Source organism: Pseudomonas sp. Irchel s3f19 (assembly GCF_900187555.1).
Taxonomy (GTDB): domain Bacteria; phylum Pseudomonadota; class Gammaproteobacteria; order Pseudomonadales; family Pseudomonadaceae; genus Aquipseudomonas; species Aquipseudomonas capeferrum.
In genome coordinates, this window is record NZ_FYDW01000014.1 from 12,693 (window position 1) to 39,249 (window position 26,557).

General features: G+C 63.4%; 23 protein-coding genes. 10 read left to right on the forward strand and 13 right to left on the reverse strand.

Annotated features, from left to right (window positions below):
* Positions 1-7: 7 nt before the first annotated feature.
* Together CKW22_RS23195 and pssA are read right to left on the reverse strand one after the other, a co-directional pair.
* Entirely contained in the window at positions 8-1,174 is a 1,167-nt protein-coding gene (locus CKW22_RS23195; protein ID WP_033697294.1) for a GGDEF domain-containing protein, read from the reverse strand.
* An 83-nt stretch (positions 1,175-1,257) separates the two neighbouring features.
* A complete protein-coding gene (pssA, locus tag CKW22_RS23200) occupies positions 1,258-2,586 on the reverse strand; it encodes a CDP-diacylglycerol--serine O-phosphatidyltransferase (RefSeq protein ID WP_077068375.1) in 1,329 nt (442 codons plus the stop codon).
* Positions 2,587-2,769: 183 nt separating this feature from the next.
* On the opposite strand from pssA, the gene CKW22_RS23205 reads away from it, so the two are divergent.
* The gene (locus tag CKW22_RS23205; RefSeq protein ID WP_033697293.1) at positions 2,770-3,762 is read left to right on the forward strand and encodes a GlxA family transcriptional regulator; all 993 of its coding nucleotides are present in this window, start codon (positions 2,770-2,772) and stop codon (positions 3,760-3,762) included.
* Between the two features lie 52 nt (positions 3,763-3,814).
* Here CKW22_RS23205 and CKW22_RS23210 read toward each other — a convergent pair whose 3' ends face one another.
* The 3 genes from CKW22_RS23210 to katG all read right to left on the reverse strand — a co-directional run bounded on the left by CKW22_RS23210 (position 3,815) and on the right by katG (position 8,964).
* On the reverse strand, positions 3,815-5,149 hold the full coding sequence (locus CKW22_RS23210) for an MFS transporter (RefSeq protein WP_095065208.1): 1,335 nt from the start codon (positions 5,147-5,149) through the stop codon (positions 3,815-3,817).
* 123 nt (positions 5,150-5,272) lie between these two features.
* On the reverse strand, positions 5,273-6,484 hold the full coding sequence (locus tag CKW22_RS23215) for a M24 family metallopeptidase (RefSeq protein ID WP_033697291.1): 1,212 nt from the start codon (positions 6,482-6,484) through the stop codon (positions 5,273-5,275).
* 221 nt (positions 6,485-6,705) lie between these two features.
* Entirely contained in the window at positions 6,706-8,964 is a 2,259-nt protein-coding gene (gene katG, locus CKW22_RS23220) for a catalase/peroxidase HPI (RefSeq protein WP_033697290.1), read from the reverse strand.
* Between the two features lie 382 nt (positions 8,965-9,346).
* Here katG and CKW22_RS23225 point away from each other — a divergent pair, with 382 nt between their 5' ends.
* Positions 9,347-10,252 (forward strand): LysR family transcriptional regulator, encoded by a 906-nt coding sequence (locus tag CKW22_RS23225; protein ID WP_033699993.1) that lies wholly within the window; start codon positions 9,347-9,349, stop codon positions 10,250-10,252.
* A gap of 12 nt (positions 10,253-10,264) precedes the next feature.
* Here the strand turns inward: CKW22_RS23225 and CKW22_RS23230 are convergent, their stop codons facing one another.
* The gene (locus CKW22_RS23230; protein ID WP_033697289.1) at positions 10,265-11,143 is read right to left on the reverse strand and encodes a DMT family transporter; all 879 of its coding nucleotides are present in this window, start codon (positions 11,141-11,143) and stop codon (positions 10,265-10,267) included.
* A gap of 247 nt (positions 11,144-11,390) precedes the next feature.
* Here CKW22_RS23230 and CKW22_RS23235 point away from each other — a divergent pair, with 247 nt between their 5' ends.
* Positions 11,391-12,215: an aldo/keto reductase gene (locus CKW22_RS23235; protein WP_033697288.1), complete on the forward strand. Its 825-nt coding sequence runs from the start codon at positions 11,391-11,393 to the stop codon at positions 12,213-12,215.
* Between the two features lie 94 nt (positions 12,216-12,309).
* The gene (locus tag CKW22_RS23240) at positions 12,310-12,693 is read left to right on the forward strand and encodes a tautomerase family protein (protein WP_033697287.1); all 384 of its coding nucleotides are present in this window, start codon (positions 12,310-12,312) and stop codon (positions 12,691-12,693) included.
* Positions 12,694-12,702: 9 nt separating this feature from the next.
* Here CKW22_RS23240 and CKW22_RS23245 read toward each other — a convergent pair whose 3' ends face one another.
* On the reverse strand, positions 12,703-14,055 hold the full coding sequence (locus tag CKW22_RS23245; RefSeq protein ID WP_033697286.1) for an HD domain-containing phosphohydrolase: 1,353 nt from the start codon (positions 14,053-14,055) through the stop codon (positions 12,703-12,705).
* 137 nt (positions 14,056-14,192) lie between these two features.
* Here CKW22_RS23245 and CKW22_RS23250 point away from each other — a divergent pair, with 137 nt between their 5' ends.
* Both CKW22_RS23250 and CKW22_RS23255 read left to right on the forward strand, forming a co-directional pair.
* On the forward strand, positions 14,193-15,158 hold the full coding sequence (locus tag CKW22_RS23250) for a cytochrome-c peroxidase (RefSeq protein WP_050506039.1): 966 nt from the start codon (positions 14,193-14,195) through the stop codon (positions 15,156-15,158).
* Positions 15,155-16,975, forward strand: coding sequence for a DAHL domain-containing protein (locus CKW22_RS23255; protein ID WP_033697285.1), 1,821 nt, complete (start codon positions 15,155-15,157; stop codon positions 16,973-16,975). The genes CKW22_RS23250 and CKW22_RS23255 overlap by 4 nt, the downstream gene beginning before the upstream one ends.
* Here the strand turns inward: CKW22_RS23255 and CKW22_RS23260 are convergent, their stop codons facing one another.
* Entirely contained in the window at positions 16,976-17,422 is a 447-nt protein-coding gene (locus CKW22_RS23260; RefSeq protein WP_047583542.1) for a GNAT family N-acetyltransferase, read from the reverse strand.
* Between the two features lie 670 nt (positions 17,423-18,092).
* Here CKW22_RS23260 and CKW22_RS23265 point away from each other — a divergent pair.
* Positions 18,093-18,641 carry a GNAT family N-acetyltransferase gene (locus tag CKW22_RS23265; protein ID WP_033697283.1) on the forward strand — a complete coding sequence of 183 codons (549 nt, stop codon included), beginning with the start codon at positions 18,093-18,095 and terminating at the stop codon, positions 18,639-18,641.
* Positions 18,642-18,762: 121 nt separating this feature from the next.
* On the opposite strand, the gene CKW22_RS23270 is transcribed toward CKW22_RS23265, so the two are convergent.
* The 3 genes from CKW22_RS23270 to CKW22_RS23280 are packed head-to-tail and all read right to left on the reverse strand — an operon-like array spanning position 18,763 to position 22,524.
* Positions 18,763-20,256 (reverse strand): aldehyde dehydrogenase, encoded by a 1,494-nt coding sequence (locus CKW22_RS23270; protein ID WP_047583541.1) that lies wholly within the window; start codon positions 20,254-20,256, stop codon positions 18,763-18,765.
* 54 nt (positions 20,257-20,310) lie between these two features.
* Complete coding sequence (locus CKW22_RS23275; protein WP_095065209.1) at positions 20,311-21,693, reverse strand: aspartate aminotransferase family protein; 1,383 nt, start codon at positions 21,691-21,693, stop codon at positions 20,311-20,313.
* Between the two features lie 45 nt (positions 21,694-21,738).
* Complete coding sequence (locus tag CKW22_RS23280; protein WP_050506037.1) at positions 21,739-22,524, reverse strand: helix-turn-helix transcriptional regulator; 786 nt, start codon at positions 22,522-22,524, stop codon at positions 21,739-21,741.
* Positions 22,525-22,878: 354 nt separating this feature from the next.
* On the opposite strand from CKW22_RS23280, the gene CKW22_RS23285 reads away from it, so the two are divergent.
* Positions 22,879-24,258 (forward strand): APC family permease, encoded by a 1,380-nt coding sequence (locus CKW22_RS23285; protein ID WP_095065211.1) that lies wholly within the window; start codon positions 22,879-22,881, stop codon positions 24,256-24,258.
* Between the two features lie 3 nt (positions 24,259-24,261).
* Here the strand turns inward: CKW22_RS23285 and CKW22_RS23290 are convergent, their stop codons facing one another.
* Complete coding sequence (locus CKW22_RS23290) at positions 24,262-24,753, reverse strand: GNAT family N-acetyltransferase (protein ID WP_033697279.1); 492 nt, start codon at positions 24,751-24,753, stop codon at positions 24,262-24,264.
* Between the two features lie 136 nt (positions 24,754-24,889).
* On the opposite strand from CKW22_RS23290, the gene CKW22_RS23295 reads away from it, so the two are divergent.
* Positions 24,890-25,480 (forward strand): biliverdin-producing heme oxygenase, encoded by a 591-nt coding sequence (locus tag CKW22_RS23295; RefSeq protein ID WP_033697278.1) that lies wholly within the window; start codon positions 24,890-24,892, stop codon positions 25,478-25,480.
* 279 nt (positions 25,481-25,759) lie between these two features.
* Positions 25,760-26,137 (forward strand): hypothetical protein, encoded by a 378-nt coding sequence (locus CKW22_RS23300; RefSeq protein WP_050506036.1) that lies wholly within the window; start codon positions 25,760-25,762, stop codon positions 26,135-26,137.
* 19 nt (positions 26,138-26,156) lie between these two features.
* On the opposite strand, the gene CKW22_RS23305 is transcribed toward CKW22_RS23300, so the two are convergent.
* Positions 26,157-26,318, reverse strand: coding sequence for a DUF2986 domain-containing protein (locus CKW22_RS23305; protein ID WP_077068373.1), 162 nt, complete (start codon positions 26,316-26,318; stop codon positions 26,157-26,159).
* Positions 26,319-26,557 lie beyond the last annotated feature (239 nt).

Below are 26,557 nucleotides of genomic sequence, written 5' to 3' on the forward strand. Positions count from 1 at the left end.
AGCGTTGCTAGCTACCCGAGCTGACCAGCGTCCGGTCAACCAGGCGAATGCTGTCGCGCCCATCGCGCTTGGACTGATACAGCGCTACATCTCCCTGCTCGATCAACGCCGCCAGGCTCGCGGGCGGCTGGTCGAACAGGTTGGCACCGATGCTCAAGGTCACGGCCTGCGGCGTGGGCACCGTTTGCAGCGCAAACTGCTGAAATTGTTCACGCAACTGGCTGCCCAGCGCCACCACGCGCTCGCTGGTCGCCGCACTGAGCAGGATGACAAACTCGTCGCCGCCAAGCCGCGCCGCCAGTGACCGCTCCGGCAACACCGCACGCATCATCTCGCTCAAGGCGATCAACAGCCGATCACCGGCAATGTGCCCGTGCAAATCGTTGACCAGTTTGAAATTGTCGATGTCGATCAGCAGCAAGGCGCCTGGCCGCGCCGGGCTCACCTCTTTGAAAAAGTGCGTCGCCCGCACTTCCAGCGCGCGGCGGTTGTATAACGCCGTCAGCGGGTCCCGTGCCGCCAGCCGGGCGATGCGCTCTTCACGGCGATAACGCACCGTACCGGTCATCGACAGCGCAATCAGCATGATTGCCATCGCCCCCTCGACCAGGGAAACCTGGATGATCAGCCCGCCAAACGTCGCCAGGTCAATCAGCGTGCCCGGGGCAATCGCAATGATCGCCTTCGCCACATAGAACAGGCCATGAATCAGCAGCACATAACGCAACTGCACCGCGCCCACGCTCAACGACCTGCCGTGGGGCTTCAACAGGAAACTGGCTTTGAGCGTCAGCAACGCCACCAGCAACGAGTTGACCATCAGCATCACCTTCGACCACTCCGGGCCGGCGGGCAACAGCAGCAAGGCGAACCACACCCCCACCATCAGCAGCCAGGCGCGCGACAGGCGGTGCTGGGTGAAGCGCAACACCCCCAGCAGGAAAAACCCGTGCGCCACCACCAGCAAGCCATTGGCGAACCAGATACCGATCAGCAGCAAGCCGATGCCCCGCAACAGGGCCAGGGTGGAGCCGACGGTGATCGTGGCGAAGCCGGCGCTCCACAACAGCAGCGAAGGCTCGCGAACACTGCGCCACTCGATCGCCAGGTACAAGGCAGCCGCAGCTGCCAGGGCGATGGTGATTGTCAGCATCGTTGGGGGGTCAAGCGCCATGGACGGTTTGGCCTATCTGGTTAACGTGGAAAAGGCCTGATTGTATGCGCTTGCAAGACTTTTTCAGAGCCCTCTCACCAGCGTTACAGCACCCGCTTGATCAACGGTTCCAGGCGGCTGTAGCGCAACCGCCGCAAGAGCTTGCGCACTTCCTTGGGGTGCTCGGCCTTGACCCCCAGCTCGGCAGCTGAATCGATCCTGCGCGCATGCTGGCGCAACCCCGCCAACTCGGCTTCGCGCGGCACTAACCACTGTGCCTCGGGGTCATCGATCAGCAAGCCGTTTTCCAGGTCCAGGTTGAACCCTCGGGGGTTCAGGTTGTTGCCGGTCAACAGCGAGTAGCGCTGGTCGACCCACAGCCCCTTGGCATGGAAGGTGTGCCCTGGGTCGTTCCAGATACGCACTTCAAGCTGGCCACTGGCAAGAGCGGCCTGGCGACGGCGGGTGAAGGCGCGCAGGTTGTCTTCGTACAGGTAAGGCAACGCGCCGCTGGCACTGAACGGCTCGCCGGGCGCGATATAGAAGTCATTGGCGGTACGATCGCCGACAATCAGCTCCACCCGCACGCCTCGGTCGAGTGCATGGTCGATCTCGCGCATCAATACCCGTGGCGGGTTGAAGTACGGCGTGCTGATGACGATTTGCGTGCGCGCAGCGCCCAGCAGTGCGCAAAGCACCCGGTTGAGCAGATTGCCGCGCCCGACACCCAGCAGCGGGATCACCCGCAGGCCCTGCCCCGACGCGCTGGCAGGCACGTCATAGGCCATGCGCCGCAGCCGCGCGCGCAAGCGCCGGATGTCGCCGCGCAGGCTGCGGGTCGAGGGCGGTGCCGGCAGGTCGAGGCGCGGCGTGGCAGTGTGGTGCAGCAGGCGACGCACCAGATCGACCATGGCATCGGCCAGGGCCGGTGAGTGGAACAGGTGGTAGCGATCCAGGCGGTAGCGGTCGAAACGGTGCAGGTAGACGTTGTTGAGACTGGCGCCGGTGTAGATCACGCAATCGTCGATGATGCTGCCTTTAAGGTGCAGTACACCAAACAGCTCGCGGGTTTGCACGGGCACGCCATGGATGACGATGTCCAGGCCATGGTGCTGGCGCTGGGCCTGATACCAGGCAGCGTTGCCCGGCTGCCGCCCGCCCCCCAGCAGGCCGCGCCGGGCACGGAACCAGTCGACCACGATGGTGATCTCCAGGCCTGGCCGCGCGGCTTTGGCCTGGTACAAGGCATCCAGCACTTCCTGGCCGGCTTCGTCTTCCTGCAGGTACAACGCGACGATGACGATACGCCGGGTCGCCGCCCTGATGCGCTCGAGCAGGCAGGCGCGGTAGGCCCTGGCATCGGGCAGCACCTCGATCGACGCGGGTGTCATGGCGAAACCTGGCAATGCCGCCAGCATGGATTCGGGGTTCACTGAACGTTCACCTTCTATGGGCAATCACTGTTGGCAGCCGCCAGCCGGCGGAGCCATTCCTGGCCGCTGCGCCGGGGGTGTAAGATCGACCCGGCAACGACCCATAACAACAAGAAACACGCGAGGCTTGGATTTTTCACTGCCCCTGACCAACTATGCCTCAGCTTGCACAGGAAGATCGCAATGGTCCACCCCGCTACAGCACCCGTATCCCCCTGCACCGTCAAGACCTTCGGCTTTCTGATCCTGCCCAACTTCACCACCATCGGCCTGGCGTCGGCGGTGGAGACCCTGCGCATGGCCAACCTGGCCGCCCGCCGCCCGATGTTTCGCACTGTGCTGATCGCCGCCAGCCACGAGCCGGTAATGGCCAGCAACGGCATGCGCGTGCTGCCTGACCACAGTATCGACAACGCCCCTGCGCTGGACGCCCTGCTGGTGGTCGGTGCCAACCCGATCGACCGCAGCCGTGGCACCCGGCCACTGATCGACTGGCTACGCCAACTGGCCCGTCAACGCCTGCCGCTGGGCGGCATCTGCACCGGCAGCTACCTGCTGGCCAAGGCCGAGCTGCTCAAAGGCTACCGCTGTACCATCCACTGGGAAGACATGCAGACCTTGCAGGAGCAGTTCCCCGGTATCGTCATTTCCGGCCAGCTGTTCGAACTGGACCGCGACCGCTATACCTGCTCGGGCGGTGTGGCGGCCATGGACATGATGCTGCAACTGGTGGCCCGTGAGGAAGGTGGCCAGGGCATCGCCGCCAAGGCGGCCGAGCTGCTGCTGTGCGACCGGGTGCGTGGCGAGCGCGAGCGCCAGCGGGTGCCGCTGCGCACGTTGCTCGGCAGCGCCCAGCCCAAGCTGAGCCAGGTGGTGGCGATCATGGAGGCCAACCTGGAAGAGCCACTGGGGCTGGAGGAGCTGGCCAGCCTCAACGAGGTGACCGTGCGCCAGTTGGAGCGGTTGTTCCATAAATACCTGCAGCGGACACCCAGCCAGTACTACCTGGAGTTGCGGCTGTCGCGCGCGCGGGAGCTGCTGCTGCGCAGCGATGTGCAGGTACGTGAGGTGGCGCTGGCGTGCGGCTTCAGCTCGCCGGCGCATTTCTCCAAGAGCTACAGCCGCTTCTTTGGGCTGTCGCCGTTGGGGGAGCGGCGCCAGGCTTCGTTGCACTGAGTGAGGGGATGCCGCTTCGCGGGTAACCCCGCGAAGCGGCCGGCAAAGCCCGCTAGTCTTTCAAGGCCGCATGCGCCGTCTCCCGGCACATCAACATCGCCACCAGCGCCACCAGTGCCGCCGCCAGCAGGTACCCGGCCGGCGCCAGCTTGCTGCCGGTCACTTGTATCAACCAGGTGGCAATGAACGGCGCCGTCCCGCCAAACAAGGCATTGGCCACATTGAAGCTCAGGGCAAAGCCGCTGAAGCGTACCCGGGTCGGGAAGATCTCCGCCAACAGGCACGGCAAGGTACCGTCGTTCATCGCCAGCATCGCGCCGAAGAGGATCTGGATGGCCAGGATCACCAGCAATGGCTGCCCATCGAGCAGGGTGAACAGCGGCACGGTAAGCCCCAGAAACAACAGCGAGGCGATCACCAGCATGGTCTTGCGGCCGAAATGGTCAGACAGCCGCCCCATCAGGAAGATCAGGCCGATGTAGGTGGCCAGCGAGACGGTCGAGGCGATGAAGGCATCCCGCTCGCCCATGCCCAGCTCGGTGGACAGGTACGTGGGCATGTAGCTGAGCAGCAGGTAGAACGCGACCGCGTTGAGGCAGGTGACGCCGATACCGATGGCTAGGCTGCGGCGGTGCGCGGTCAGCAGCTCACGGATCGGCGCCGGGACCATGCAGGCCTTGTTCTCCAGGCGCTGCTCCATCTCCAGAAACTTGGGGGTGTCCTGCAGGCTCATGCGGATATATCGGCCTACCAGGCCGAAGGGTGCCGCGAGCAGAAACGGCAGCCGCCAGCCCCAGCTGTGCAGGTCTTCGCTGCTAAGCACCTCATGCAGCACCGCCACGAACGCCGCGCCGAACAACAACCCCGCCGCCGTACTGGCCGGCACGATGCTGGTATACAGCCCGCGCCGGCCCTGCGGTGCGTACTCAGCCAGAAACGCCGACGCCCCCGCATACTCGCCCGAGGCCGAAAAGCCCTGTACCAGGCGGATCAACAACAACAGGCACGGCGCCCACACGCCGATTTGCGCGTAGCCGGGCAGCAGCCCGATGCAGAAGGTCGAAATCGACATGATCAGGATCGACAACGACAGCGCGTTGCGCCGCCCGTGGCGGTCGCCGAAATGGCCCCAGACCACCCCGCCCAAGGGGCGAACGAGAAACGACAGGGCAAACACCGCGAAGGTTGCCAGCAAACCGCTGGTCTTGTCGGTTTGCGGGAAAAACGTAGCGGCAATGATGGTTGCAAGGTAGCCGTAGGCGGCGTAATCGAACCATTCGACGAAGTTGCCCATGAAACTGGCGCGCGCGGCCTTGCGCAAGGCCTGGCGTTCGGCGCTAGGCACGGAGCCGTCGAGAGTGGAAGCGTTCAGGGTGGTGCTGGACATGACGGGTACCCTCTGATTCTTCTAATTGGAGGCAGGGTCTAATGGTCATTCAGTAATTATTGTGGTGTGCGTGCCGGCCTCTTTGCGGGGCAACCCCCCGCCCAAAAAGGCCGGCACCGGGCGTTATTTGCGAATGATGTTGTGCTCCGGGCCATACGGGAAGCGCGTGATGTTCTCGGCACCGTTGTCGTTGACGATCAGGATGTCATGCTCGCGGTAGCCGCCAGCACCCGGCCGACCCTCGGGCAGCATGATCATCGGCTCGATCGACACCACCATGCCGGGCTCCAGCACGGTGTCGATGTCTTCGCGCAGCTCGAGCCCCGCCTCGCGGCCGTAGTAGTGGCTGAGGGTGCCGAACGAATGGCCATAGCCGAACGTGCGGTACTGCAGCAGGTCGTGACGCAGGAAGATCTCGTTCAGCTCACGGGCAATGTCGCTGCAGCGCATGCCCGGGCGCACCAGTTTCAGCCCTGCTTCGTGCACCTCGACGTTGGCCTGCCACAGGCGCAGGTGATCATCCGGGCAATGGTCAAGGAACAGGGTGCGTTCAAGCGCCGTGTAATAGCCGGCGATCATCGGGAAGCAGTTGAGGCTGAGGATCTCGCCCTTGCCGACCTTGCGGCTGGTAACCGGGTTGTGCGCGCCATCGGTGTTGAGCCCGGACTGGAACCAGGTCCAGGTGTCCATCAGTTCGCCGTCGGGGAAGCGTTTGGCAATTTCACGCACCATGGCCTGGGTAGCATGCAAGGCCACTTCGTACTCTGGCACATGCTCACGCAGGGCCTCGACCACCGCAGCGCCGCCGATATCGGCCACCTGGGCACCGTGGCGGATCAACGCCTGCTCTTCGGCGGACTTGATCATGCGCATGCGCATGCACGGGGCGCCGATGTCCAGCAGCTCGGCCTTGGGGTAGCAGGCAGCGAGCTTGCCATGGTTTTGCAGGTTGAGGTGGTCGTACTCCACGCCGATGCGCGAGGCCAGCGGCAGCGCCTGCTGGATGGCAACGAAGTAGTTGTCGCGTTGCCAGTCGGTGTAGACGATGTTGTCGGTACCGACCGTGCGCCGCCAAGGTTGGCCGCCATCGATATTGGCGCTGATCGAGACGACCTTGTCCTGGGTCACGACCAGCGCGTACGGGCGGCCGAACGAGCAATAGAGGAAGTCGCTGTAGTAATTGACGTTGTGGTACGAGGTGAAGATCGCCGCCTCGATGTCCTGCTCGGCCATGTAGGCCCGCAGACGGGCGTGGCGGGCTGCGTATTCCTGTGCGGAGAAAGTCGCTTTGACCTTTTCGCCGTTACGGATCTTCAGGGTCTTTGGCATTTGCATGGTCGGGTTCCTTGTCGTTGTGAGCACGCTGTTCAGGCCGGCCGCCTGAGAAGCATTGCAACAGAACGAACGAGGACACTTTTGTATCTATCCGACCTGGAATTGGCGCGATGACCAGGGCTGCTTTGCCGGCCATTTGCGACAAAAGGCCGCCCCCACACCCTGTGGAAGCGGCCTTGCGCCGCGAATGGGGCGCACAGCGCCCCCACGTACTGATGGCGTTACTTCAGATCAAAGCGATCAAGCTCCATCACTTTTACCCAGGCAGCAACGAAGTCCTTGATGAACTTGGCCTGGCCATCGCTGCTGCCGTACACCTCGCTCAGCGCGCGCAACTGGGCATGCGAGCCGAACACCAGGTCGACGCGGCTGCCAGTCCATTTCACCTGCCCGGTCTTGCGGTCCCGGCCTTCGAAGGCTTCGTTGTCGGCCGAGGTCGGCTTCCACTCCACGCCCATGTCCAGCAGGTTGCGGAAGAAGTCGTTGCTCAGGGTACCGGGCCGGTCGGTGAACACGCCGTCCTTGCTGCCACCCTGGTTGGCGCCCAGTACGCGCAGGCCACCGATCAGCGCGGTCAGCTCGGGGGCGGTGAGGGTCAGCAGTTGCGCCTTGTCCAGCAACAGCTTCTCGGCCTTGACGCTGTAACGGTCCTTGGTGAAATTGCGGAAGCCATCCGCCAGCGGCTCCAGCACCGCGAACGACTCGACGTCGGTCTGTTCCTGGGTCGCGTCGACGCGACCGGGGCGGAACCCCACGCTGCCCGTGTAACCGGCATCCTTGGCGGCCTTTTCCACCGCTGCAGTACCGGCCAGCACGATCAGGTCGGCCAGGGAGACCTGCTTGCCGCCGTTGTTGAACTCGCCCTGAATTTTCTCCAGCGCCGCCAGTACCTTGTCCACGCCCTGGTTGGCAGCCCAGCCTTTCTGCGGCGCCAGGCGCAAGCGCCCGCCATTGGCGCCACCGCGCTTGTCCGAACCGCGGAAAGTGGAAGCCGACGCCCAGGCGGTCGACACCAGTTCACCCACGCTCAAGCCCGAGGCCAGCACCTTGGCCTTGAGCGCAGCGATGTCCTGCTCATTCAGCGACGAGGGCTCGGCTTTGGGCAACGGGTCTTGCCACAGCAGTACCTCGTTGGGCATTTCCGGCCCGAGGTAACGCGCAAGCGGGCCCATGTCGCGGTGGATCAGCTTGTACCAGGCGCGGGCGAAGGCGTCTGCCAACTGCTCGGGGTTGTCCTTGAAGCGCCGGGCGATCGGCTCGTAGATCGGGTCGAAACGCAGCGCCAGATCGGAGGTGAGCATCGAGGGTGCGTGTTTCTTGCCCGGGTCATGGGCATCCGGCACGGTGCCGGCGCCCTTGCCTTCCTTCGGCCGCCACTGGTGCGCGCCGGCCGGGCTCTTGGTCAGTTCCCAGTCGAAGTTGAACAGGTTGTTGAGGTACTCGTTGCTCCAGCGCGTCGGCGTCGAGGTCCAGGTCACTTCGAGGCCGCTGGTGATGGTATCGGGGCCTTTGCCGGTGCCGAACGTGTTCGCCCAGCCCAGGCCCTGCAGCTCAAGCCCGGCGGCCTCGGGTTCGGCGCCGACATTGTCGGCGGGGCCGGCGCCGTGGGTCTTGCCGAACGCATGGCCACCGGCGATCAGGGCCACGGTCTCTTCGTCGTTCATGGCCATGCGGCCGAACGTCTCGCGGATATCCTTGCCCGAGGCGACCGGGTCGGGGTTACCTTCCGGGCCTTCCGGGTTGACGTAGATCAGGCCCATCTGCACGGCGGCCAGCGGGTTTTCCAGGTTGCGCTCGGCCTGCAGGTCGCGGCTTTGCTCTTCGCCATGCTTGGCAGGCTCGGCCACCAGATCACCCTGGCCGGGCGGCTGGGCCTTGAGCTGTTCCTTGCCGTAGCGGGTGTCGCCGCCCAGCCAGACCTTTTCCGAGCCCCAGTACACGTCTTCGTCCGGTTCCCACACATCGGCACGCCCGCCCGAGAAACCGAAGGTCTTGAAGCCCATGGACTCCAGCGCGACGTTGCCGGTGAGCACGATCAGGTCGGCCCAGGAAATCTTGTTGCCGTACTTCTGCTTGATCGGCCATAGCAGGCGCCGGGCCTTGTCCAGGCTGACGTTGTCCGGCCAGCTATTGAGCGGCGCGAAGCGCTGCTGACCAGAGCCTGCGCCACCCCGGCCATCACCAATACGGTAGGTACCGGCGCTGTGCCAGGCCATGCGGATAAACAGCGGGCCATAGTGGCCGAAGTCGGCGGGCCACCAGTCCTGCGAGTCGGTCATCAGGGCCGTCAAGTCTTGCTTGAGGGCCTGGAAGTCGAGGCTCTTGAAGGCTTTGGCGTAGTCGAAGTCCGGGTCCATCGGGTCGGACTTGGACGAATGTTGGTGGAGGATTCTCAGGTTGAGCTGGTCAGGCCACCAGTCACGGTTGGTGGTGCCGCCACCTGCGGTTTGATGGAACGGGCATTTCGATTCGTTCGACATCTGTGGGTACCTTTGGGTCGGTTATCCAGATTTCCGGTCTATGCCAGGTGTTCTATCAGCCGAGCACTGGGGCTCGTGCCTACCCCTCATCAGGTCGGGTCGGTCTTTTGCCGACACGGGGCTTGCAACGCTGTCACGCCATGGCGGCAGGGTCTTGAATACAGGTGCTCAGACGCCGCCCACATGCGCAATTCGCAGGGCCAGAGGAAAGACTAGTCGAGCTTGGGCAGACTTCTAATAGAGCCAGTATTCCGGCGTAATAGGCTGGCTCTGTCAGCGCCGATCCGGCCCGCCATAAGGCCGGCACATCCATACAAGGCACAACGGCCGGCGCCGTGCTTCAATGCACCGCGAACCTTCCAGCCAACGTGAGCCAAGCCCCATGAACCGCAACGACCTGCGCCGCGTCGACATGAACCTGCTGGTGCTGTTCGAAGCCCTGATGATCGAACGCAACCTGACCCGCGTCGGTGAAAAGCTGTTCATCACCCAGCCCACCGTCAGCGCCGCCCTCGCCCGCCTGCGCGAGCTGTTCGACGACCCACTGCTGATCCGCAATGGCCGGGCCATGGAGCCCACGCCGCGGGCGATGCAGATTTTCACCGAGCTGGGGCCGGCCATGGATGTGATCTCCTCGGCCATCAGCCGCGCGCGGGCATTCGACCCGGCCAACAGCTGCAATGTATTCCGCCTCGGGCTGTCGGACGATGCCGAGTTCGGCCTGTTCCCCGCCCTGCTCCAGGCCCTGCGCGAAGAGGCGCCGGAGATCAGCGTGGTGGTGCGGCGGGCCAACTTCCTGTTGATGCCTGGGCTGCTGGCCAGCGGCGAGATTTCGGTTGGGGTGAGCTATACCACCGACCTGCCCGCCACCGCCAAGCGCCGCAAGTTGCGCGACATTGGCGTACGGGTGCTGCGCGCAGACGATCGACCGGGGCCACTGACCCTCGACGAGTACTGCGCCCGGCCGCATGTGATGGTGTCGTTCTCTGGCGACATGAGCGGCAATATCGACCTCGACCTGGCGCGCATCGGCCGTTGCCGCAAGGTGGTGCTGGCCGTGCCGCAGTTCGGCAGCCTGCGTGCCCTGCTGCGTAACACCGAGCTGATCGCCACGGTACCGGACTACGCCGCCTGCGCCCTGGCCGATGACGGCAGCCTGCGCGCCGACCCGGCACCCTTCGAGATCACCGAAGCGGAGCTGTCCATGGTCTGGAGTGGCGCCCAGGACAACGACCCGGCCGAACGCTGGTTGCGCGAGCGTATCCTGCAGTTCATGGCGTTGCCGTGAACACGGGCAATTTCACTTGCGCCGCTGCATCCAGGCGGCGCCCAGGCCACTGAGGCAGATGATCGAGATGCCCACCAGGCTCAGGCTGTCCGGCACCTGGCTGTAGAACAACATACCGAGCAGCCCGGCAAACACGATCTGGCAATAACTGAACGGCGCCAGCAGCGCGGGGGCGGCATGGCGAAACGCCTGGGTCAGCAGCAGGTGGGCGGTCATGCCGAACCCGCCGAGCGCCAGCATCAACAGCGCGTGGTCCCAACGCGGCACCTCCCAGAAGAACGGCACCAGCGCACTCATCGCCAGGGTGTTGCACAGCCCTGCATAGAAGTTGCTGGTGGTAGGGCTGTCGTGAGCGGCCAGAATCCGCGTCAGCAACTGATAGAAGCAGAAGCCCAGCGCCGAGCCGAAGGGGTACAGGATTGCCGGCGTGAACATCGCGCCGCCGGGGTGCACCACCACCAGCACGCCGATAAAGCCCATCACCACCGCCACCCACTGCCCCACCGTCACCCGCTCCTTGAGCAGCGGGGCCGACAAGGCCGTGACCAGCACCGGCGCCAGGAAGTTGACCGCAGTGGCTTCGGCCAGCGGCAGATACTGCAGGCCGGTAGTGAACAACAGGCTGGTGCTCAACAGGCTCAGGGCACGCAGGGTCTGCAACAGCGGGCGGCGGGTGCGCAGCACATTGAGGCCCGACTTGGGCAGGAAGATCCCGGCCATCAGCAAGGTGTGCACCAGATAGCGCGCCCATACCACCATGATGATCGGGTACAGGCCACCGAGGAATTTTGACAGGGCATCGTGACTGGCAAACAGGAACGTCGCCACCACCACCAGGGCGATGCCACGTAGTGGTTGGTTGACTCCGGACAGCGGTGTGCTGGAACTCATGGCGTTCTCGACGGCGGCGCGGCTGGATGCAACGCCCAGGGAAAGCCGCACAGGGCTGGCCTGGCGGATGTAACAGCTGGAATTCTAGAAGAGATGCACGAGCATAAGGAAGTTCAATTGCCGCCTGTCCAGGCCAAAAGCAATTTCCGTTCGCTGATCGACCACTTTCCGCCTGCCGCGCATGGTTCGCACCGGGCTGATCGTAGACCATCCGTTACGGACTCTGTAACCACTACAAGGAATCGTCATGCGAAGGCTCACCACTCACAACGGCCTGGACCTGCCCTGCATCGGCCTGGGCACCTGGCCGATGACCGGCACCGAGTGCACCCACGCCGTGCGCCAGGCCCTGGAACTGGGCTATCGACACATCGACACCGCCACTGCCTACGACAATGAATCCGCCGTGGGCCAAGCCCTGCGCGACAGCGACGTGCCACGCGAGCAGATCCACCTGACCACCAAGGTGTGGTGGGATCGCCTTGAACCCAAGGCCATGCGTCAGTCACTGGAAGACAGCCTGCGCGCCCTGGGCACCGACCAGGTAGACCTGTTTCATATCCACTGGCCCGGCAAGGACTGGGACCTGGCCCGCAGCATCGAGACCCTGGTAGCGCTGCGTGACGAAGGAAAGGCGCGCAGCATCGGCGTGGCCAATTTCCCCCTCGGCCTGCTGCGCCAGGTGATCGAGACGCTGGGCGCGCCGTTGTCGGCTATCCAGGTGGAGTACCACGTGCTGCTCGACCAGCAACCGCTGCTCGACTATGCCCGCAGCCATGACCTGCTGCTTACCGCCTATACCCCGCTGGCCCGTGGCCAGGCGGCGCAGCAACCGGTGATCCAGTCGATTGCGCGCAAGCACGGCGTACTGCCAAGCCAGGTGGCGCTGCAGTGGCTGCTCGACCAGGACGGCGTCGCAGTGATCCCCAAGGCCAGCAGCCGCGAAAACCAATTGGCGAACCTGGCGGCGCTGGAGGTACGGCTGGATGATGAAGACCGGGCGTTGATCGCAGGCTTGCCGAAGGATCAGCGCGTGGTAAGCCCCGATTTTGCACCCGACTGGAACAGCTGATAAGGCGCTGTAGCCATGCGCTGTCGACGCGTACTGCACCCTTTGCTGAACAGGCTAAGCTCATGGGCACCGCCCTTCTGCCAAGGAGCCGCCCATGCCGCTGGTACGCATCGACAGCAAGAGACACCCAGACCCCACGCACCTGCCGAGGGTCGGTCAAGTGGTCTACGCCGCGCTCAGGGCAACGATCAACGTCCCTGAGCACGACAACTTCCAGGTACTGACCGAGCACGACGACGACCGCCTGGTGAACGACCCACAGTACCTGGGCATCGCCCGCACCGACGGCCAGGTTTTCATCCAGATCACCTTGAGCGAAGGGCGCACGGTAGATCAGAAGAAGGCGCTGTACCTGGCCATCGCCGAAGGGCTCAACCGCGAGGCCGGTGTGCGCAAGGAGGACGTCTTCATCAATCTGGTCGAAGTGCGCAAGGAGAACTGGTCGTTCGGTAACGGCATCGCTCAGTATGCTATCTGACAGGGGGGCTCAAGTCACAGCCCCCTCGGGGACGCGAACGAACACGCTGTACTTGCCCCCCTCCATCTGCTCGAAGGCAATCAGCTTTTCCACCAACGCCGTACTCAGCACCTTGCCGGCATTGAGCAAGAGCATGCCGTTGTCCGCATTCAGATTGCGCACCAGGACCATGCCGGCGGCCAGGTCGCGGGTACCCAGGGCCTGCACCGTCGGGTCGGCCAGGGTCACATCGCTGAGAAACTCCGCGCAGACGTTTACAAAGTCTTCCACAAGCGCCGGGTCATACAGCTTGCCTGCGTATTTGCGGATGTACATCAAGGCCTCATCGCTGTTCATCTGCCGCTCCAGCACCAGGCCGCGTTGCAACTCGATGAAGTCCACGGCCAGCTTCAACCAGCGCGCCCCAAGGGGGATGGCCTCGCCCTTGAGATGGTCGGGGAAGCCGCTGCCATCCCAACGTTCCTGATGGTGCAAGATCAGTTGCGCCGCTTCTTTCATCGGCTCCAGGGTCATCACCAGCGATTCGCTCTGTTTCGGGTACGACCGATACAGGTCGCGCTCGGTATGCGGCAGCAGGTCCACCGGGCAGGTCAGCATGCTGTCGGTCCAGCTCATCTTGCCGATGTTGTACAGGGCGGCAGCCATGGTCAGGTCGCGGCGGCTGGCTTCGTCCAGGCCATGGCGGGTGCAGTACACACGAATCAGTTCGATGACCTGGCGGTTGGTCTGCTTGGGCTTGGGCAGGCGCAGGTTGGCCAGCAGCGAGAACACCTCGGTGCCGGTGACGTAACTGTGCTTGAGCTCTTCGTAGGCAAGGTCGAGCATGTCGGCCGTTTGCTGCAGCTCGGCGGTGCGCGCCGCGACACGCTGTTCGAGGCTGGCATTGAGCACCTTCAACTGCTGGTTCTGTGCCTGGGTCAGGGCCTCCAGGCGCCGTCGCTCGCTTTCCGAGTGTTGCAAGGCCAGGGCCTGGCGCACGGTCACCAGCATCTCTTCGTCATTCCAGGGTTTGCTGATGTAGCGGTGAATCTGGCCGTCATTGATCGCCTTGGTGATCGTGGCCATGTCGGCATAACCAGTCAGCAGGATGCGCAAGGTGCCAGGAAAGCGCTGGTGCACCTGGGCCAGCAAGGTCGCGCCATCCATGCCGGGCATGCGGGCATCGCTGATCACCAAGTTGACGGGCTGCTGTTCAAGCAGCTCAAGGGCCTGAGCGCCGCTTTCGGCCAGCAACACATCATAGGGCTGGCCACGCAGCAGCCGGCGCAGGCTGTTGAGAATCGAGGCCTCGTCGTCTACCAGCAGCACGACGGCTTTCTCACAGGCGCTGTCGGCCACATCATCCATTACCGGTTGTTCCATGGTCCCCTCCGTGCACCGGGTAATCAAACGGGTCCTTGGTTACAGGCTAGATGACATTTGCCCCATCGGTTAGCGCTGGCGCACGGCACTGACTATTCTCAGCGGCATAGCGCGTTGTCACCAGGGAGGGTTGCCCGATGCCTATCCACCCGCCGTTTCGCACGTGCGCGGGCGTGCTGTTGCTCCTGGTGCCTTCGATTGGGTTGGCACAGGCCATTGGCGGGCCCCTCACCCCATTGCCCGCGGTGCCTGCATTAGCGCCTGAGCGGGTCGAACTGGGCCGCAAACTGTTCAATGACCCGCGCTTGTCGAGCAACGCCAGCCTGGCCTGTGCCAGTTGCCACCGGCTTGACCAGGGGGGCGCCGACGGCCAGGTGCGCTCGCTCGGCGTCGATGGCAAGCCCTTGCCGGTCAATACCCCCAGCGTGTTCAACGCCAGCCTGAACTTTCGCCAGTTCTGGGATGGCCGTGCGCAAACCCTCGAAGAGCAGGCCCACCTGGTGGTCCAGCGCCCAGGCGAAATGGGCAGCGACTGGCAAGTGGTTGTGCAGCGCATCGCCGCAGACCCAAGCTACCGCGCAGGGTTTGCCAAGGCTTATGGCAAGGCGGTGGATGAACATACCCTTCAGGACGCGCTGGCCACCTTTCAACGCACGCTGTTGACCCCGGATTCACGCTTTGACCGCTACCTGCAGGGCGACACCGAGATCCTCAGCAAGGACGAAAAATACGGCTACGCGCGGTTTCAGGAATACGGCTGCATTGCCTGCCACCAAGGCGTCAATATCGGCGGCAACATGCTGCAGAAGTTCGGCGTGCTGGGCGATTTTTTCGCTGACCGCGGCAACCCCACGCCTGCCGACCTGGGGCGCTTCAACGTCACGGGCGATGAAGAAGACCGGCATGTGTTCAAGGTGCCTAGCCTGCGCAATGTCGCGGTCACCGCCCCGTACTTTCACGATGGTTCGGCGCCGACCCTGGAAGCGGCGGTGGACGTCATGTTCCGCTACCAATTGGGGCGCACGCCAAGCACCGACGACAAAGCGCTGATCATTCAGTTTCTAAAGACCCTGACCGGTGAATGGGAGGGCAAACCCCTATGAGACTGACCCGCCGCCGCAGCTTGCTGTTGTTGACGACCAGTGCCGTGTTGCTGGCCTCGGTGCTGGTCTACCTGTACCTGATGTCCAAGGCCGACGAGAGCGGTACCTACACCCAGGCCCGTGACCTGATCCGGCAGATCAAGCAAAACGACTCGCAATGGGAAAACGAAATACTCAAGGCCCGCACCAGCATCAACTACAACTACGACCCCTTGGTCTGGCCAGTGGTCGAGATGAAGCGCCTGTGGCGGGCTTTCGAAAGCATTGAAACCCGCAACCAGCACGGTAACTCCCCGGCATGGCGCCAGGCCTACGCCGACTACCAGCAGGCGTTCGAGGAAAAGGCAAACTACGTCGAGCGCTTCAAGTCGCATAACGCCGTGCTGCGCAACTCCCTGGCGTTTCTGCCCGCCGCCGCCGACGGTATCCAGGCACAACTGGGGCAGTTGGCCGATGCCGACGCACTGCGCTTGCACAACATTTCTACCGACACCTACGACCTGATGCTCAGCAGCCTTGAGTTCGCCCAGATGACCACGGATGACAAGGCGGCTGACATCCTCGTCGGCCTGAACAAGCTGGCGGTCAACAAAGAGCGCCTGCCGCTGGAGTTTCATGCGCCCATCGACACCCTCAGCAACCACATTGCGTTGATCCTGCGCGAGCAGCCCAAGGTCAATCAGTTGCTTGAGCAGATCGGCGCCTTGCCGGTCGCCGCGCACCTGGATGCCATTGCCATGATGCTCGACCGTGACGAACGCACGGCGCTGCTGGTCAATCAGCGCTACCACTTCTACCTGCTGGTGTTCTCTACCCTGTTGGTCTTGCTGTTGCTGTACATGGCGGTGTGGCTGTTGCGCAGCTTCGGCGAGATAAACCGGGTCAACCGCGCGCTTGTAGTCGCCAACGATGAACTGGAACAACGGGTCGCGCGCCGCACCCAGGCACTGACCCAGGCCAGCGCGGCGCTGCAGCGCGAGATCGATGAACGCAAGCTGCTCGAAAGCCAGCTGGTGCAATCAGAAAAACTCGCCTCCCTTGGCCAACTGGCGGCGGGCATCGCCCATGAGGTCAACAACCCAATCGGCTTCGTCTCCTCCAACCTGGGGGCGCTGGGCACCTACTTCGCCCGCTTGCAGGACATGCTCAAGGCCTACCGTGACGCAGAGCCGGCCATCGGCCCGGCGACGCTGCAGGCGAGCTTGGTGAAACTGCGCAGCGAAATGGAGCTGGCATACATTCTCGACGATATTCCGTTGCTGATCAGTGAGTCCAAGGACGGCATCAGCCGCGTCGGGCAGATCGTCAGGGACCTCAAAGACTTTTCGCGGGTGGACAGCAGCCAGGATTGGCAATGGGCCAACTTGCACCAGGGCATCGACTCGACCCTGAACATCGCGGCCAGCGAGCTCAAGTACAAGGCCGACCTGGTCAAGCAATACGGTGTGCTGCCAGAGGTCGAGTGCCTGCCGTCACAAATCAACCAGGTGATCATGAACCTGGTGGTCAATGCAGCCCACGCCATGGGCACCGAGCGCGGCACCATCACCGTGCGCACCGGTTGCGCCAACGACGACAAGGTGTGGATCGAAGTGGCCGACAACGGCTGCGGCATTCCTGCACAGAGCCTGCAGAAGATCTTCGACCCCTTCTACACCACCAAGCCGGTCGGCCAAGGCACCGGGTTGGGGTTGTCGCTGTCGTACGGCATCATCAAGCGCCACTGCGGCGAGATCCATGTGCACAGCGAGGTCGGCGTGGGCACCACGTTCAGGGTCGAACTGCCGGTGCGCCAGGCACAAGCGGCCATTCGTTGATCAAGGCAGGCGCTTTTCCATCGGCTGATAGATCAGCCCGGCAATCTCGCCTACATCCCCTGCCAGTGCGAATCCGTAGCGTTGGTAGGCGGCCACCGAGCTCAACGATGCGCTGACCGTCACTACCGCCGCTCTCGCCTGCTCCAGCGCTGCGTTCATCAGGCGCGTGCCCACGCCCCGACGCTGCCAACTTGGCGCGACAAACAGCATCGCCACGTGGCGCCCTTGCTTGAGTTCGATCAGCCCGGTGATCACTCCCTCTGCGACACAGACCAGCATCAGGTTGTCGCCCGCCATGCGTTCGGCAAACGCCTGCGCCGCAGCTACCTTGGCGAAGGTTTCCACCCCCTGTGCCGACAGCGAGGGCGCAACGGCCTGGGTGAATGCACCCAGGCAGAGGGCGCTGGCGTGGGGCAGGTCATCGTGGGTCAGCTTGCGTACTTGCACGGTCGTCTTCCTTGTCTTGTCGAAACCGGATAATGCACGCATTCACGGGTGCGGCGCACGCCCTACCTGTGGCTCAGCCTTGGCCGTTGGCCTCATGCACGTGCCTGCGGTAGTGGGACAACGAAACTCCGGTCTGGCGCTTGAAATAACGGCACAAGAATGGTTCTTCACGGAATGTTGGGGAAGTGGGGTTGCTAGGTACGTGTCGGGAGATAGGCGATGGCGGCTAGGTGCCTGTCTTAGTTTTGGAGGTGGCGCGGAAATCGAGCGCCGCCCGCGCGGCGCTTCGCGGGACAAGCCCGCTCCCACATCTGTTTCGGGCCAGTTACTCCTGAAGCATTGGCGCGCGCCCCTTTTGGCGCCCGCCTCAATATCGCGTCGTACAAACAAGGGGGGCGCGCGCCTATGTCACAGGCATGACTGGCCCGAAACAGATGTGGGAGCGGGCTTGTCCCGCGAAGCGCCGCGCGGGCGGCGCTCGATCTCATGGGCGCTGCAAAAACCAAGACGGGCACCGAGTGGCCCCGAATACACCCTCCAGGCATCCACAACCCCTCAAAAAAATACCCTGACGCTGGCGACCGACGCTTGAGCAAGGCGGTATGCATGTACCAATTAAGCACCACCCATTACCCTGTCACCCCGAGCCAACCCAGGATGAGTCCAGGATATGCAACTTGAAACAGAACGATTGCTGCTGCGCCCTTGGCAAGACACAGATGCCGCGGACTTGTACGAATATGCCAAGGACGACCGCGTCGGCCCCAGAGCCGGGTGGCCCCCGCACACCAGCGTGCAGAACAGTGCCGAGATCATCCGCACGGTCTTCAATCACCCCGAAGTCTATGCGGTGGAGCTGAAGGAGAATGGCCGTGCGGTAGGGTGTGTTGGCATTCTCATTGGGGCCAACAGCCATTTCGAGATCAGTGAGCAGGAAGGCGAAATCGCCTACTGGATCGGTGTGCCGTACTGGGGCCAAGGCCTGATTCCGGAGGCCGTGCGGGAAGTGATGCGGCACGCGTTTGAAACCCTGAAACTCAAGGCGCTGTGGTGTGGCTATTTCGCGGAGAACACTCAGTCTCATGCTGCCCAGTCGAAGTGTGGGTTCCGTTATCACCACACCGAGGAAAACAAGTACAACGCGTTTTTGCAGGGCTATCGGACCGAGCACATCAGTTGCATCACCTACCCGCAGTGGCTGGAGTGCAGCGAGCAGTAGATGGGTAGGGTGTGAGGCGCCTAGGTGCCTGTCGTGGTTTTTTGGGGGGGCGGGCTGCCCTCGATCTCCGCCCCACCGCCAACCCCAAGCCAGGCGCCGCATACGTATGAACTGGCCTGCGTCACGCGCGCAGCTGATACCAAGTGGTCTTGAGCTGCGAGTATTTGTCGAACGAATGCAACGACAGGTCGCGACCAAACCCCGACTGCTTGCCCCCACCAAAGGGCACCGTGACATCCAGCGCATCCACCGTATTGACCGAAACGGTGCCCACCTTCAACGCCCGCGCCACGCGATGCACCTGGTTGAAGTCATCGCTCCATACCGACGCGGCCAGGCCATAGACACTGTCGTTGGCCAAGCGCACGGCCTGCTCCTCGCTGTCGAACGCGCTGACCGCCAGCACCGGCCCGAACACTTCCTCCCGGGCCAGGCTCATGCTGGCCTCGACCCCGGCAAAAATGCTCGGCTCGATGTAGTTGTCCGACCCGCCCAGGGTCAGGCGCCGGCCACCGCACACCAGCCGAGCGCCCTGCTCGTGCGCATGGTCGATGGCGGCCTTGATGCGGCCGGTCTGCTCGGCATCGACAATTGCACCCGCGCGGCTCGCAGGGTCCAGCGGGTTGCCTGGCATCCATTGGCGGGCCTTGGCTTGCAGGCGTTCGATGAACTCATCGTGGATCGAACGCTGCACGTACAGGCGCGAATTCGCCGAGCACACCTCACCCTGGTTGAAGAAAATGCCGAATGCCGCTTTTTCCGCCGCCAGGTCCAGGTCCTGGCAGTTTTCGAACACCAGGTTAGCGCTCTTGCCGCCACACTCCAGCCAGACCTGCTTGAGATTGGACTGCGCCGAGTACTGCATGAAGTATTTACCGACCTGGGTAGAGCCGGTGAACACCAGGCAGTCGACGTCCGGGTGCAACCCCAGCGCCCGACCCGCCTGTTCACCCAGGCCGGGCACCACATTCAGCACGCCTTCCGGCAAACCGGCCTCCAGCGCCAGTTGCGCCAGGCGCAGCGCTGAGAACGGTGACTGCTCGGCAGGCTTGAGCACCACGCTGTTGCCGGCGGCCAGCGCCGGCGCAAGCTTCCACGCGGCCATGTCGAGCGGGAAGTTCCACGGCACCACGGCGGCGACCACGCCCAGCGCTTCGCGGGTGATCGTGGCCAGCGCGTTGGGCGCCGTGGGGGCCACCTGATCGTACAGCTTGTCCAGCGCCTCGCCATACCAGGCGAAGACATGCGCCGAGCCAGGCACGTCGAGGGTGTAGGCATCCATCACCGGTTTGCCCATGTTCAACGAGTCCAGCAGTGCCAGCTCTTCGCGATTGGCCATGATCAGCTCGGCCAGGCGCAGCAGGACTTTCTTGCGGTCGACCGGGGCCATGCGCGACCACGCGCCCTGTTCGAAGGCCCGCCGTGCGGTGGCCACCGCGAGGTCGACTTCGGCCTCAGCGCAGGCGGCAACCTGCGCCAGCACCTGCTGGGTGGCCGGGTTGATGGCCGCGAAGGTGGCGCCGGAGTTGGCGCTCACCTGCTGGCTGCCGATCAAGGCCTTGTCGAGAAAACGCAGGCCTGCGGCGCGGGTTTGCCAGTATTCGAGACTTTTCATTTGCGCTCCATACGACTGTCTTGGATTTTGCGGCTGCCTTGCGGCCCCAGATACTCAGAGCCTGCCCACCAACTTGGCAGTGCGGTCCACGGCAATGCGGGTCTTGTCGACCAGCTCGTCCAGCTCGGCGCGGTTGGCCACCAATGCCGGCGCCATGATCATCCGCCCCAACGTCGAGCGAATGATCAAGCCTTCCTCGAAACCGAAGGTGCGGCATTGCCAGGCCAGGTCGTTCTCGTTGGCAAAACGCTTGCGGCTGGGCTTGTGCTCGGCAAACTGCAGCGCCGCCACCAGGCCGGCACCCTGCACCTGGCCAATCATCGGGTGGTCGGCGAACACTTCGCGCAGGATGCGCTGCAAGTACGGCCCGGTGTCGTCCTTGACCTGACGCACGATGCCTTCGTCACGCAGCGCCTTGAGGTTGGCGATGGCCACCGCCGCCGCCACAGGGTGGCCCGAATAGGTCAGGCCGTGGGCAAACACCCCGCCGCGCTCCACCAATGCCTCGGCGATGCGCTTGCTCAACACCAGGCCACCCATGGGCACGTAGCCGCTGGTCAAGCCCTTGGCGATCGACAGCGTGTCCGGCTCGAAACCGAAATACTCATGGGCAAACCACTCGCCGGTGCGACCAAAGCCGCCGATCACTTCGTCGGCACACAGCAACACGTCGTACTGGCGGCAGATGCGCTGGATCTCGGGCCAGTAGCTTTCCGGCGGGAAGATCATGCCCCCAGCGCCCTGGAAGGGTTCGGCGACAAAGCCTGCGACGTTTTCCGCGCCCAGTTCGAGGATCTTCTCCTCCAGCTGCAGGGCGCAACGCCGGCCGAACTCGGCCGGGGTAAGGTCACCGCCCTCGGCGTACCAGTACGGTTCGTCGATGTGCGCCACGTCCGGAATCAGCCCGCCCATCTCGTGCATGAACTTCATCCCGCCCAGGGCCGTGGCCGCCAGGGTCGAGCCGTGGTAGCCGTTCCAGCGGCCGATCATGACCTTCTTGTTCGGCTGGCCGACCACCTGCCAGTAACGGCGCACGGTACGGATCAGCACTTCATTGGCCTCGGACCCGGAGTTGGTGTAGATCGCGTGGCTGTAGTGGCCTGGCAGCAAGCTGAACAGCAGTTCGGACAGTTCGATCACCGCCGGGTGGGTGGTGTGGAAGAACATGTTGTAGTAGGCCAGCTGGTCCATCTGTGCGGCGGCCGCGGCGGTCAGGTCCTTGCGCCCGTAACCCAGCTGGGTGCACCACAGGCCCGACATACCGTCCAGGTAGCGCTTGCCCTCGCTGTCCCACAGGTGCAGCCGTTCGCCACCGACCATGACCCGCGGGCCTTCGGCATTGAGCGCCTTCTGGTCGAGGAAGGCATGGATGTGGTGCGCCGCGTCAGCGGCCTGGTAGTCACGGGTCTGGCGTTTGGGGGCAAAAGGCGCGTTCATTGGCGGGTTTCCTTGTGGTTATAGGGGCGGGCGAGGCGGCTGCGCTTAGCGAAGCTTGCCCATGTAGCTTTCCAGCGGGTCCTTGCCCAGCACGCCCTGGGCATTGGCCAGCGCGTCGATGAACAAGGAGAACAGCTCGGACTGCGTGCCGATGTCGAGCTTGGCGTAGACATGCTTGCGGTGTGACTTGATGGTGTCTTCCGAAACCCCCAGGCGCTCGGCCAGGGACTTGGTCGAGTGGCCACGCAAGATGAGCTGGGCAATGCGGCATTCGCGCATCGTCAGCAACGAACTGCCGAAGTTGTTGAGGGCGGCATGGATGCGTTGCTCCAGCACATTCTCGAAACGCCCACCGCGGCTGCCCAGCCCGGCAAAGTGCTTGCTGAGTACCGCCAGCACCCAGGGCGTGATGCGCCCGAACAGGTCGCGGCTTGGGGCGTCCAGCTTGTCGGTGAAGGCCAGCGACACTGCCAGGCTCTGGCCGGGCGCGACCTGCAGGATGTAATTGAGCTCATCCTCCAGGTGTGAATGGCGGTAGAACGACTGGTAGTACTCACTCACTTCGAAGTGGTCGGGCGCCACGTCGAACAGGCCATAGCAGCCCGACGCGACCTGCTCGACGCAGGCGCCGTAGAACGGGTCGAGCAGATAGAAGCCGGAAAGGTAGCGGCTGACGTTGCCTTCTGGCTGCCAGGGTGCCTTGTCATCCTGCTCGAACAACGCGCATGGCATGCCGTCATGCGGGTAGAGGTAGACCGTGGTGGCCTGGATGGGCCGGATCACCCCGAGCGCTGCGAACAAGGTGGCGGCAAAGCCCGGTTGGCCGATCATGTCGGTAACCCTGGCAATGTGCTCGAACCACTGTGTTGAAGCCAATTGATCACTGGTCACTGGAAATCTGCCGGTAGCGGGAAAACGGTATCGCCGTCGGGGCGGCGCGTTGTTTCCAGATACTCCCATGGCCAGGCGAAGACCGAAATCACCCTTTGGGGTGAGCGTTTTCAGGCGACCAGCGGCTCACCCCAAAGGGTGATTTCGAGCGGGCCCGGGGTATGGGAGCATCGTCCGGCCCCACCCCTGAGGGCTGCGCAACCCAAGCTGGCCCAGCCTCCTTTCATGGCCCCTCAACAGTATCGAGCCCGCTCGCATACTGCGGCGTCCTGCATCCGATTTCAGGAGTTCGCAATGCATACAACAACAACTACGGCCCAGACCCACTCCGCCAACGCCTCGTCACCCTCCGCGTCTTCCGGCCGCTTCAGAAAGTCCATGGGGCTCAGCGCCCTGGTGCTGTTCGGCCTCGCCTACATGGTGCCCCTGGCGGTGTTCACCACCTATGGCCTGGTCACCCAGATGACCAAGGGGCACCTGCCCACCGCCTACCTGCTGACCCTCGCCGCCATGCTGTTGACTGCCTACAGCTACGGCCGCATGGTGCAGGCGCACCCCTACTCCGGCTCGGTGTACACCTACACCCGCAAGGCATTTGGCACCCACATCGGCTTCATGGCCGGCTGGACGCTGCTGCTCGATTACATCTTTTTGCCGTTGCTCAGCTACCTGCTGATCGGCATCTACATGTCGGAGTACTTCCCGGCCATCCACGCCTGGGTATGGGTTGCCGGCTCCATCGCCCTGGTGACCTTCCTCAACCTGATTGGCATCGAGTCGATTACCCGGGTCAACTGGATCCTGGTGGTTGTGCAACTGGTGTTCATCGTCGTGTTCGTCGGCTTGTCGATCAACAACTTGGCGGGTCAATCGGCGCCGGTGTCACTGCTTGCCCCCTTCCACCACGAAGGGTTCAGCGTGCCGCTAATCATGACCGGTGCCGCGGTGCTGTGCCTGTCGTTCCTTGGTTTCGACGCGGTTTCGACCATGGCCGAGGAAACCAGCAACCCGACGTTTCGCATCCCACTGGCGATCATGGCCGTGTCGCTGATCGGTGGCCTGCTGTTTCTGGTGGTGTCGTACTGCGCGCAGATGGTCTTCCCCGAGTGGGGCGCCTTCGCCGACCCCGATTCGGCCTCGGTGGACGTGATGCGCCGGGTCGGCGGTGAACTGCTGGTGACGGCGTTTACCGCCACCTACGTGGCCGGCTGCTTCGCCTCGGCCATGGTCTCCCAGGCAAGCGTGTCGCGGGTGCTGTTCGCCATGGGCCGCGATGGTGCGTTGCCAGGGGTGTTTGGCCAGTTGGTGACGAAAAAACGCGTACCGGCTGCGGCCATCATGCTGGTCAGCATCCTCTCGCTGATCGCCCTGGTCATCACCTTGGACACAGTCGCCAACATGATCAGCTTCGGTGCGCTGTTCGCCTTTTCGGCAGTCAACCTGGCGGTGGTCAAGCACTACCTGGTCGACCAGAAGCTGCGCGGCACCCGCAATTACCTGCTGTATGGCGCGATTCCGGGGTTGGGGTTTCTCAGCACGCTCTGGCTGTGGAGCAGCCTGTCGCGCCTGTCGTTCACCATCGGGTTGTGCTGGATGGCCGTGGGCTTCCTCTGCCTGCTCGGGCTGACCCGGGCGTTTCGGGTGAAACTGCCCGAGTTGCAGATGGCCGAATGACGCTCAGAGCGTCATGAGCATTTCGTGCCAGGCCATGCCGCCGTGGTCGGACGGCGACGGTTTAACGTAGGCGTAGCCGAGCTTAGCGTACAGCGCGACATGCTGCTCCTTGCACATCAGGTGGATGGTCTGCTTGCCTTGCGCCTTCATGCGCTGGATGAACGCGCCCATCAGCAGCTTCGCATAGCCTTTGCCCTGATGGGCGGGGTCGACCACGACCGACATGATCACCACGTTGGGCGCCGCCGGGTCATGGCCGACCAGTTCCTTGAAGGCTTCGTCGGACATGACCACGTCATGGGCACAGCCACTGTTGATGAAGCCGACGGTTTCACCCTCGGCTTCGAGCAGTAGGAACCCTTCGGGGTACTGCGCGATGCGGGTGCGGATTTTTTCCAGGGTTGCCGCTTCATCCCCTTCATAGGCGCCGATTTCGATCGCGTAGCAGCGTTCAGCGTCGGTGGGTTCGGGGTTGCGGAACTGGGGGGCGCTCATGCGCTGACTCCTTTGGGACATGACAACAGGCTGCATGATAAATCACTGCCGTTTATTTTCGGCATGACAGGATCGTTTCCTAGGCTGAGTGATCTTATTACCATGCCCTTTTGCCACTTCGACATGGAAATCCCCGATGACTGCAACCGCCACGCGCCTCACCGTCCCCGGCCGCTGCGCGCGCCTGAAGGCGTCCAGCAGCCGCGACCACGACAGTGTCGATGAACTGGTCATGGCCGCACGCCCCTTCGAAGACCGTGAGCGCTATGCGCGCTTTCTGCAGGTGCAACATCGCTTCCATGGCAGCCTGCTGGCGTTGTACCACGATGAGTTGCTCAACGATCGCCTGCCGGGGCTGATGCAATTGTCGCGTTTCGCGGCGGTCGAGCGCGATCTGCTTGACCTGGGCCTGGCGCTGCCTTCGGCGCCGCCGACGGTCAGTGCCAGCCCGGCCCAGGCTTTGGGTTGGCTGTATTGCAGCGAGGGGTCGAACCTTGGGGCGGCGTTTTTGTTCAAGCAAACCCAGCGCCTGGGCCTGGACGGCAACGAGGGGGCTCGGCACCTGGCGCCACATCCCGACGGGCGTGCCCTGCACTGGCGGGAGTTTGTTGCCAGGGTTGATGGCCTGGCGCTTGATGCTGGGGAAGAGGTTGAGGTGATTGCGGGGGTGATTGCGGCGTTTGACAGTTATCGGGGGCATTTGCGTGCGGTGTTTGCCGGGGGGTGATGGTGTGGGGGGCTGGCTGGTGCCTGGCATTGGATCTTCAGCGCCTGTGAGATCGAGCGCCGCCGTGCATGCCTTGGGAGTTTCAGCGCCTACAAGATCGAGCGCCGCCCGCGCGGCGCTCGATCTCACAGGCGCTGAAAACCTCAAGCCAGGAACCCCCAAAACACCGCGCGAGCACCCGAGCCCAAGACAACCATCAAACCTACCCCACCAGAACTTTTCCCAATTAAAAGGTCTATGTGCTCAGGAAAAATGGTTTACCAGAGGTTGCCTTCGCTGATGAAAATGCATGTCGCACGGTTGATGCTTCTCGGCCTGTTCACCTTCGCGGCGGTGGGCTCGGCATCCGCATCACAAATGAAAACCCCGAACACTGCCTCGCCTGTCGCAGCCCCTGCCGAATCCCCCTGGCCCAGCGTGGCCAGCCTGGCTGGCGAGCACTCAGCGCCCTTGCTCGCCCATGATGACCGCTACCGGCACGACGACCGTTGGCACGATCACCGAGGCGACTGGCGCCGCGACCAGTGGCGCCGGGAACAAGCCCGCCGCGAAGCCGAGCGCCGGCGAGACTGGGAACGCCGGCGAGACTGGGAGCGTCATCATGAGCGGGCGATGCATCACCGCTACCAGGACGACCATCGTTACTATCGCCGTTGATACGCCAGCCCCCACCCGCTCAGCTCTGGGCGTCTGAAACCGTACCCTCGGCAGCTTCGGCTGCCAGCTTCAACCGGTCGGCTTTACTGATGTACTTGGGCTTGCTCTTGGGCGCCAGCTTGGCACTGGCCTTCTTGGCATGTGCCTGCATCAACTGTTTGATCTTTTTACGACGGTTCATATTCCACTGCGCCTGTAGGTCTGGTTACGCTGCCGACATCATACCTGCACGCGTGGCGGGGACCACGGGTTAAGTTATCGCACCCATTACAGGACAAGCGTTGGCGCCCTTGACAGTTCGCGCAATGGCGCAATACGGCTGGGCCTCCTTGCCAACGGCATTGACGTTATTTTCACAGCCATCAGATTAGCGTCACGCCCTTTCCGGCCGCCCGCACATTGGGTGGCTGCCAAGGTTCA

Coding starts and splice junctions, on each gene's coding strand:
- CKW22_RS23300 (WP_050506036.1), top strand. CDS start 25,760: ATGAAAATGCATGTCGCACGGTTGATGCTTCTCGGCCTGTTCACCTTC.
- CKW22_RS23285 (WP_095065211.1), top strand. CDS start 22,879: ATGCATACAACAACAACTACGGCCCAGACCCACTCCGCCAACGCCTCG.
- CKW22_RS23305 (WP_077068373.1), bottom strand. CDS start 26,318: ATGAACCGTCGTAAAAAGATCAAACAGTTGATGCAGGCACATGCCAAG.
- CKW22_RS23195 (WP_033697294.1), bottom strand. CDS start 1,174: ATGGCGCTTGACCCCCCAACGATGCTGACAATCACCATCGCCCTGGCA.
- CKW22_RS23210 (WP_095065208.1), bottom strand. CDS start 5,149: ATGTCCAGCACCACCCTGAACGCTTCCACTCTCGACGGCTCCGTGCCT.
- CKW22_RS23215 (WP_033697291.1), bottom strand. CDS start 6,484: ATGCAAATGCCAAAGACCCTGAAGATCCGTAACGGCGAAAAGGTCAAA.
- CKW22_RS23230 (WP_033697289.1), bottom strand. CDS start 11,143: ATGAGTTCCAGCACACCGCTGTCCGGAGTCAACCAACCACTACGTGGC.
- CKW22_RS23270 (WP_047583541.1), bottom strand. CDS start 20,256: ATGAAAAGTCTCGAATACTGGCAAACCCGCGCCGCAGGCCTGCGTTTT.
- CKW22_RS23235 (WP_033697288.1), top strand. CDS start 11,391: ATGCGAAGGCTCACCACTCACAACGGCCTGGACCTGCCCTGCATCGGC.
- CKW22_RS23255 (WP_033697285.1), top strand. CDS start 15,155: ATGAGACTGACCCGCCGCCGCAGCTTGCTGTTGTTGACGACCAGTGCC.
- CKW22_RS23295 (WP_033697278.1), top strand. CDS start 24,890: ATGACTGCAACCGCCACGCGCCTCACCGTCCCCGGCCGCTGCGCGCGC.
- CKW22_RS23290 (WP_033697279.1), bottom strand. CDS start 24,753: ATGAGCGCCCCCCAGTTCCGCAACCCCGAACCCACCGACGCTGAACGC.
- CKW22_RS23240 (WP_033697287.1), top strand. CDS start 12,310: ATGCCGCTGGTACGCATCGACAGCAAGAGACACCCAGACCCCACGCAC.
- CKW22_RS23265 (WP_033697283.1), top strand. CDS start 18,093: ATGCAACTTGAAACAGAACGATTGCTGCTGCGCCCTTGGCAAGACACA.
- CKW22_RS23275 (WP_095065209.1), bottom strand. CDS start 21,693: ATGAACGCGCCTTTTGCCCCCAAACGCCAGACCCGTGACTACCAGGCC.
- CKW22_RS23280 (WP_050506037.1), bottom strand. CDS start 22,524: ATGATCGGCCAACCGGGCTTTGCCGCCACCTTGTTCGCAGCGCTCGGG.
- CKW22_RS23205 (WP_033697293.1), top strand. CDS start 2,770: ATGGTCCACCCCGCTACAGCACCCGTATCCCCCTGCACCGTCAAGACC.
- CKW22_RS23250 (WP_050506039.1), top strand. CDS start 14,193: ATGCCTATCCACCCGCCGTTTCGCACGTGCGCGGGCGTGCTGTTGCTC.
- katG (WP_033697290.1), bottom strand. CDS start 8,964: ATGTCGAACGAATCGAAATGCCCGTTCCATCAAACCGCAGGTGGCGGC.
- CKW22_RS23245 (WP_033697286.1), bottom strand. CDS start 14,055: ATGGAACAACCGGTAATGGATGATGTGGCCGACAGCGCCTGTGAGAAA.
- CKW22_RS23225 (WP_033699993.1), top strand. CDS start 9,347: ATGAACCGCAACGACCTGCGCCGCGTCGACATGAACCTGCTGGTGCTG.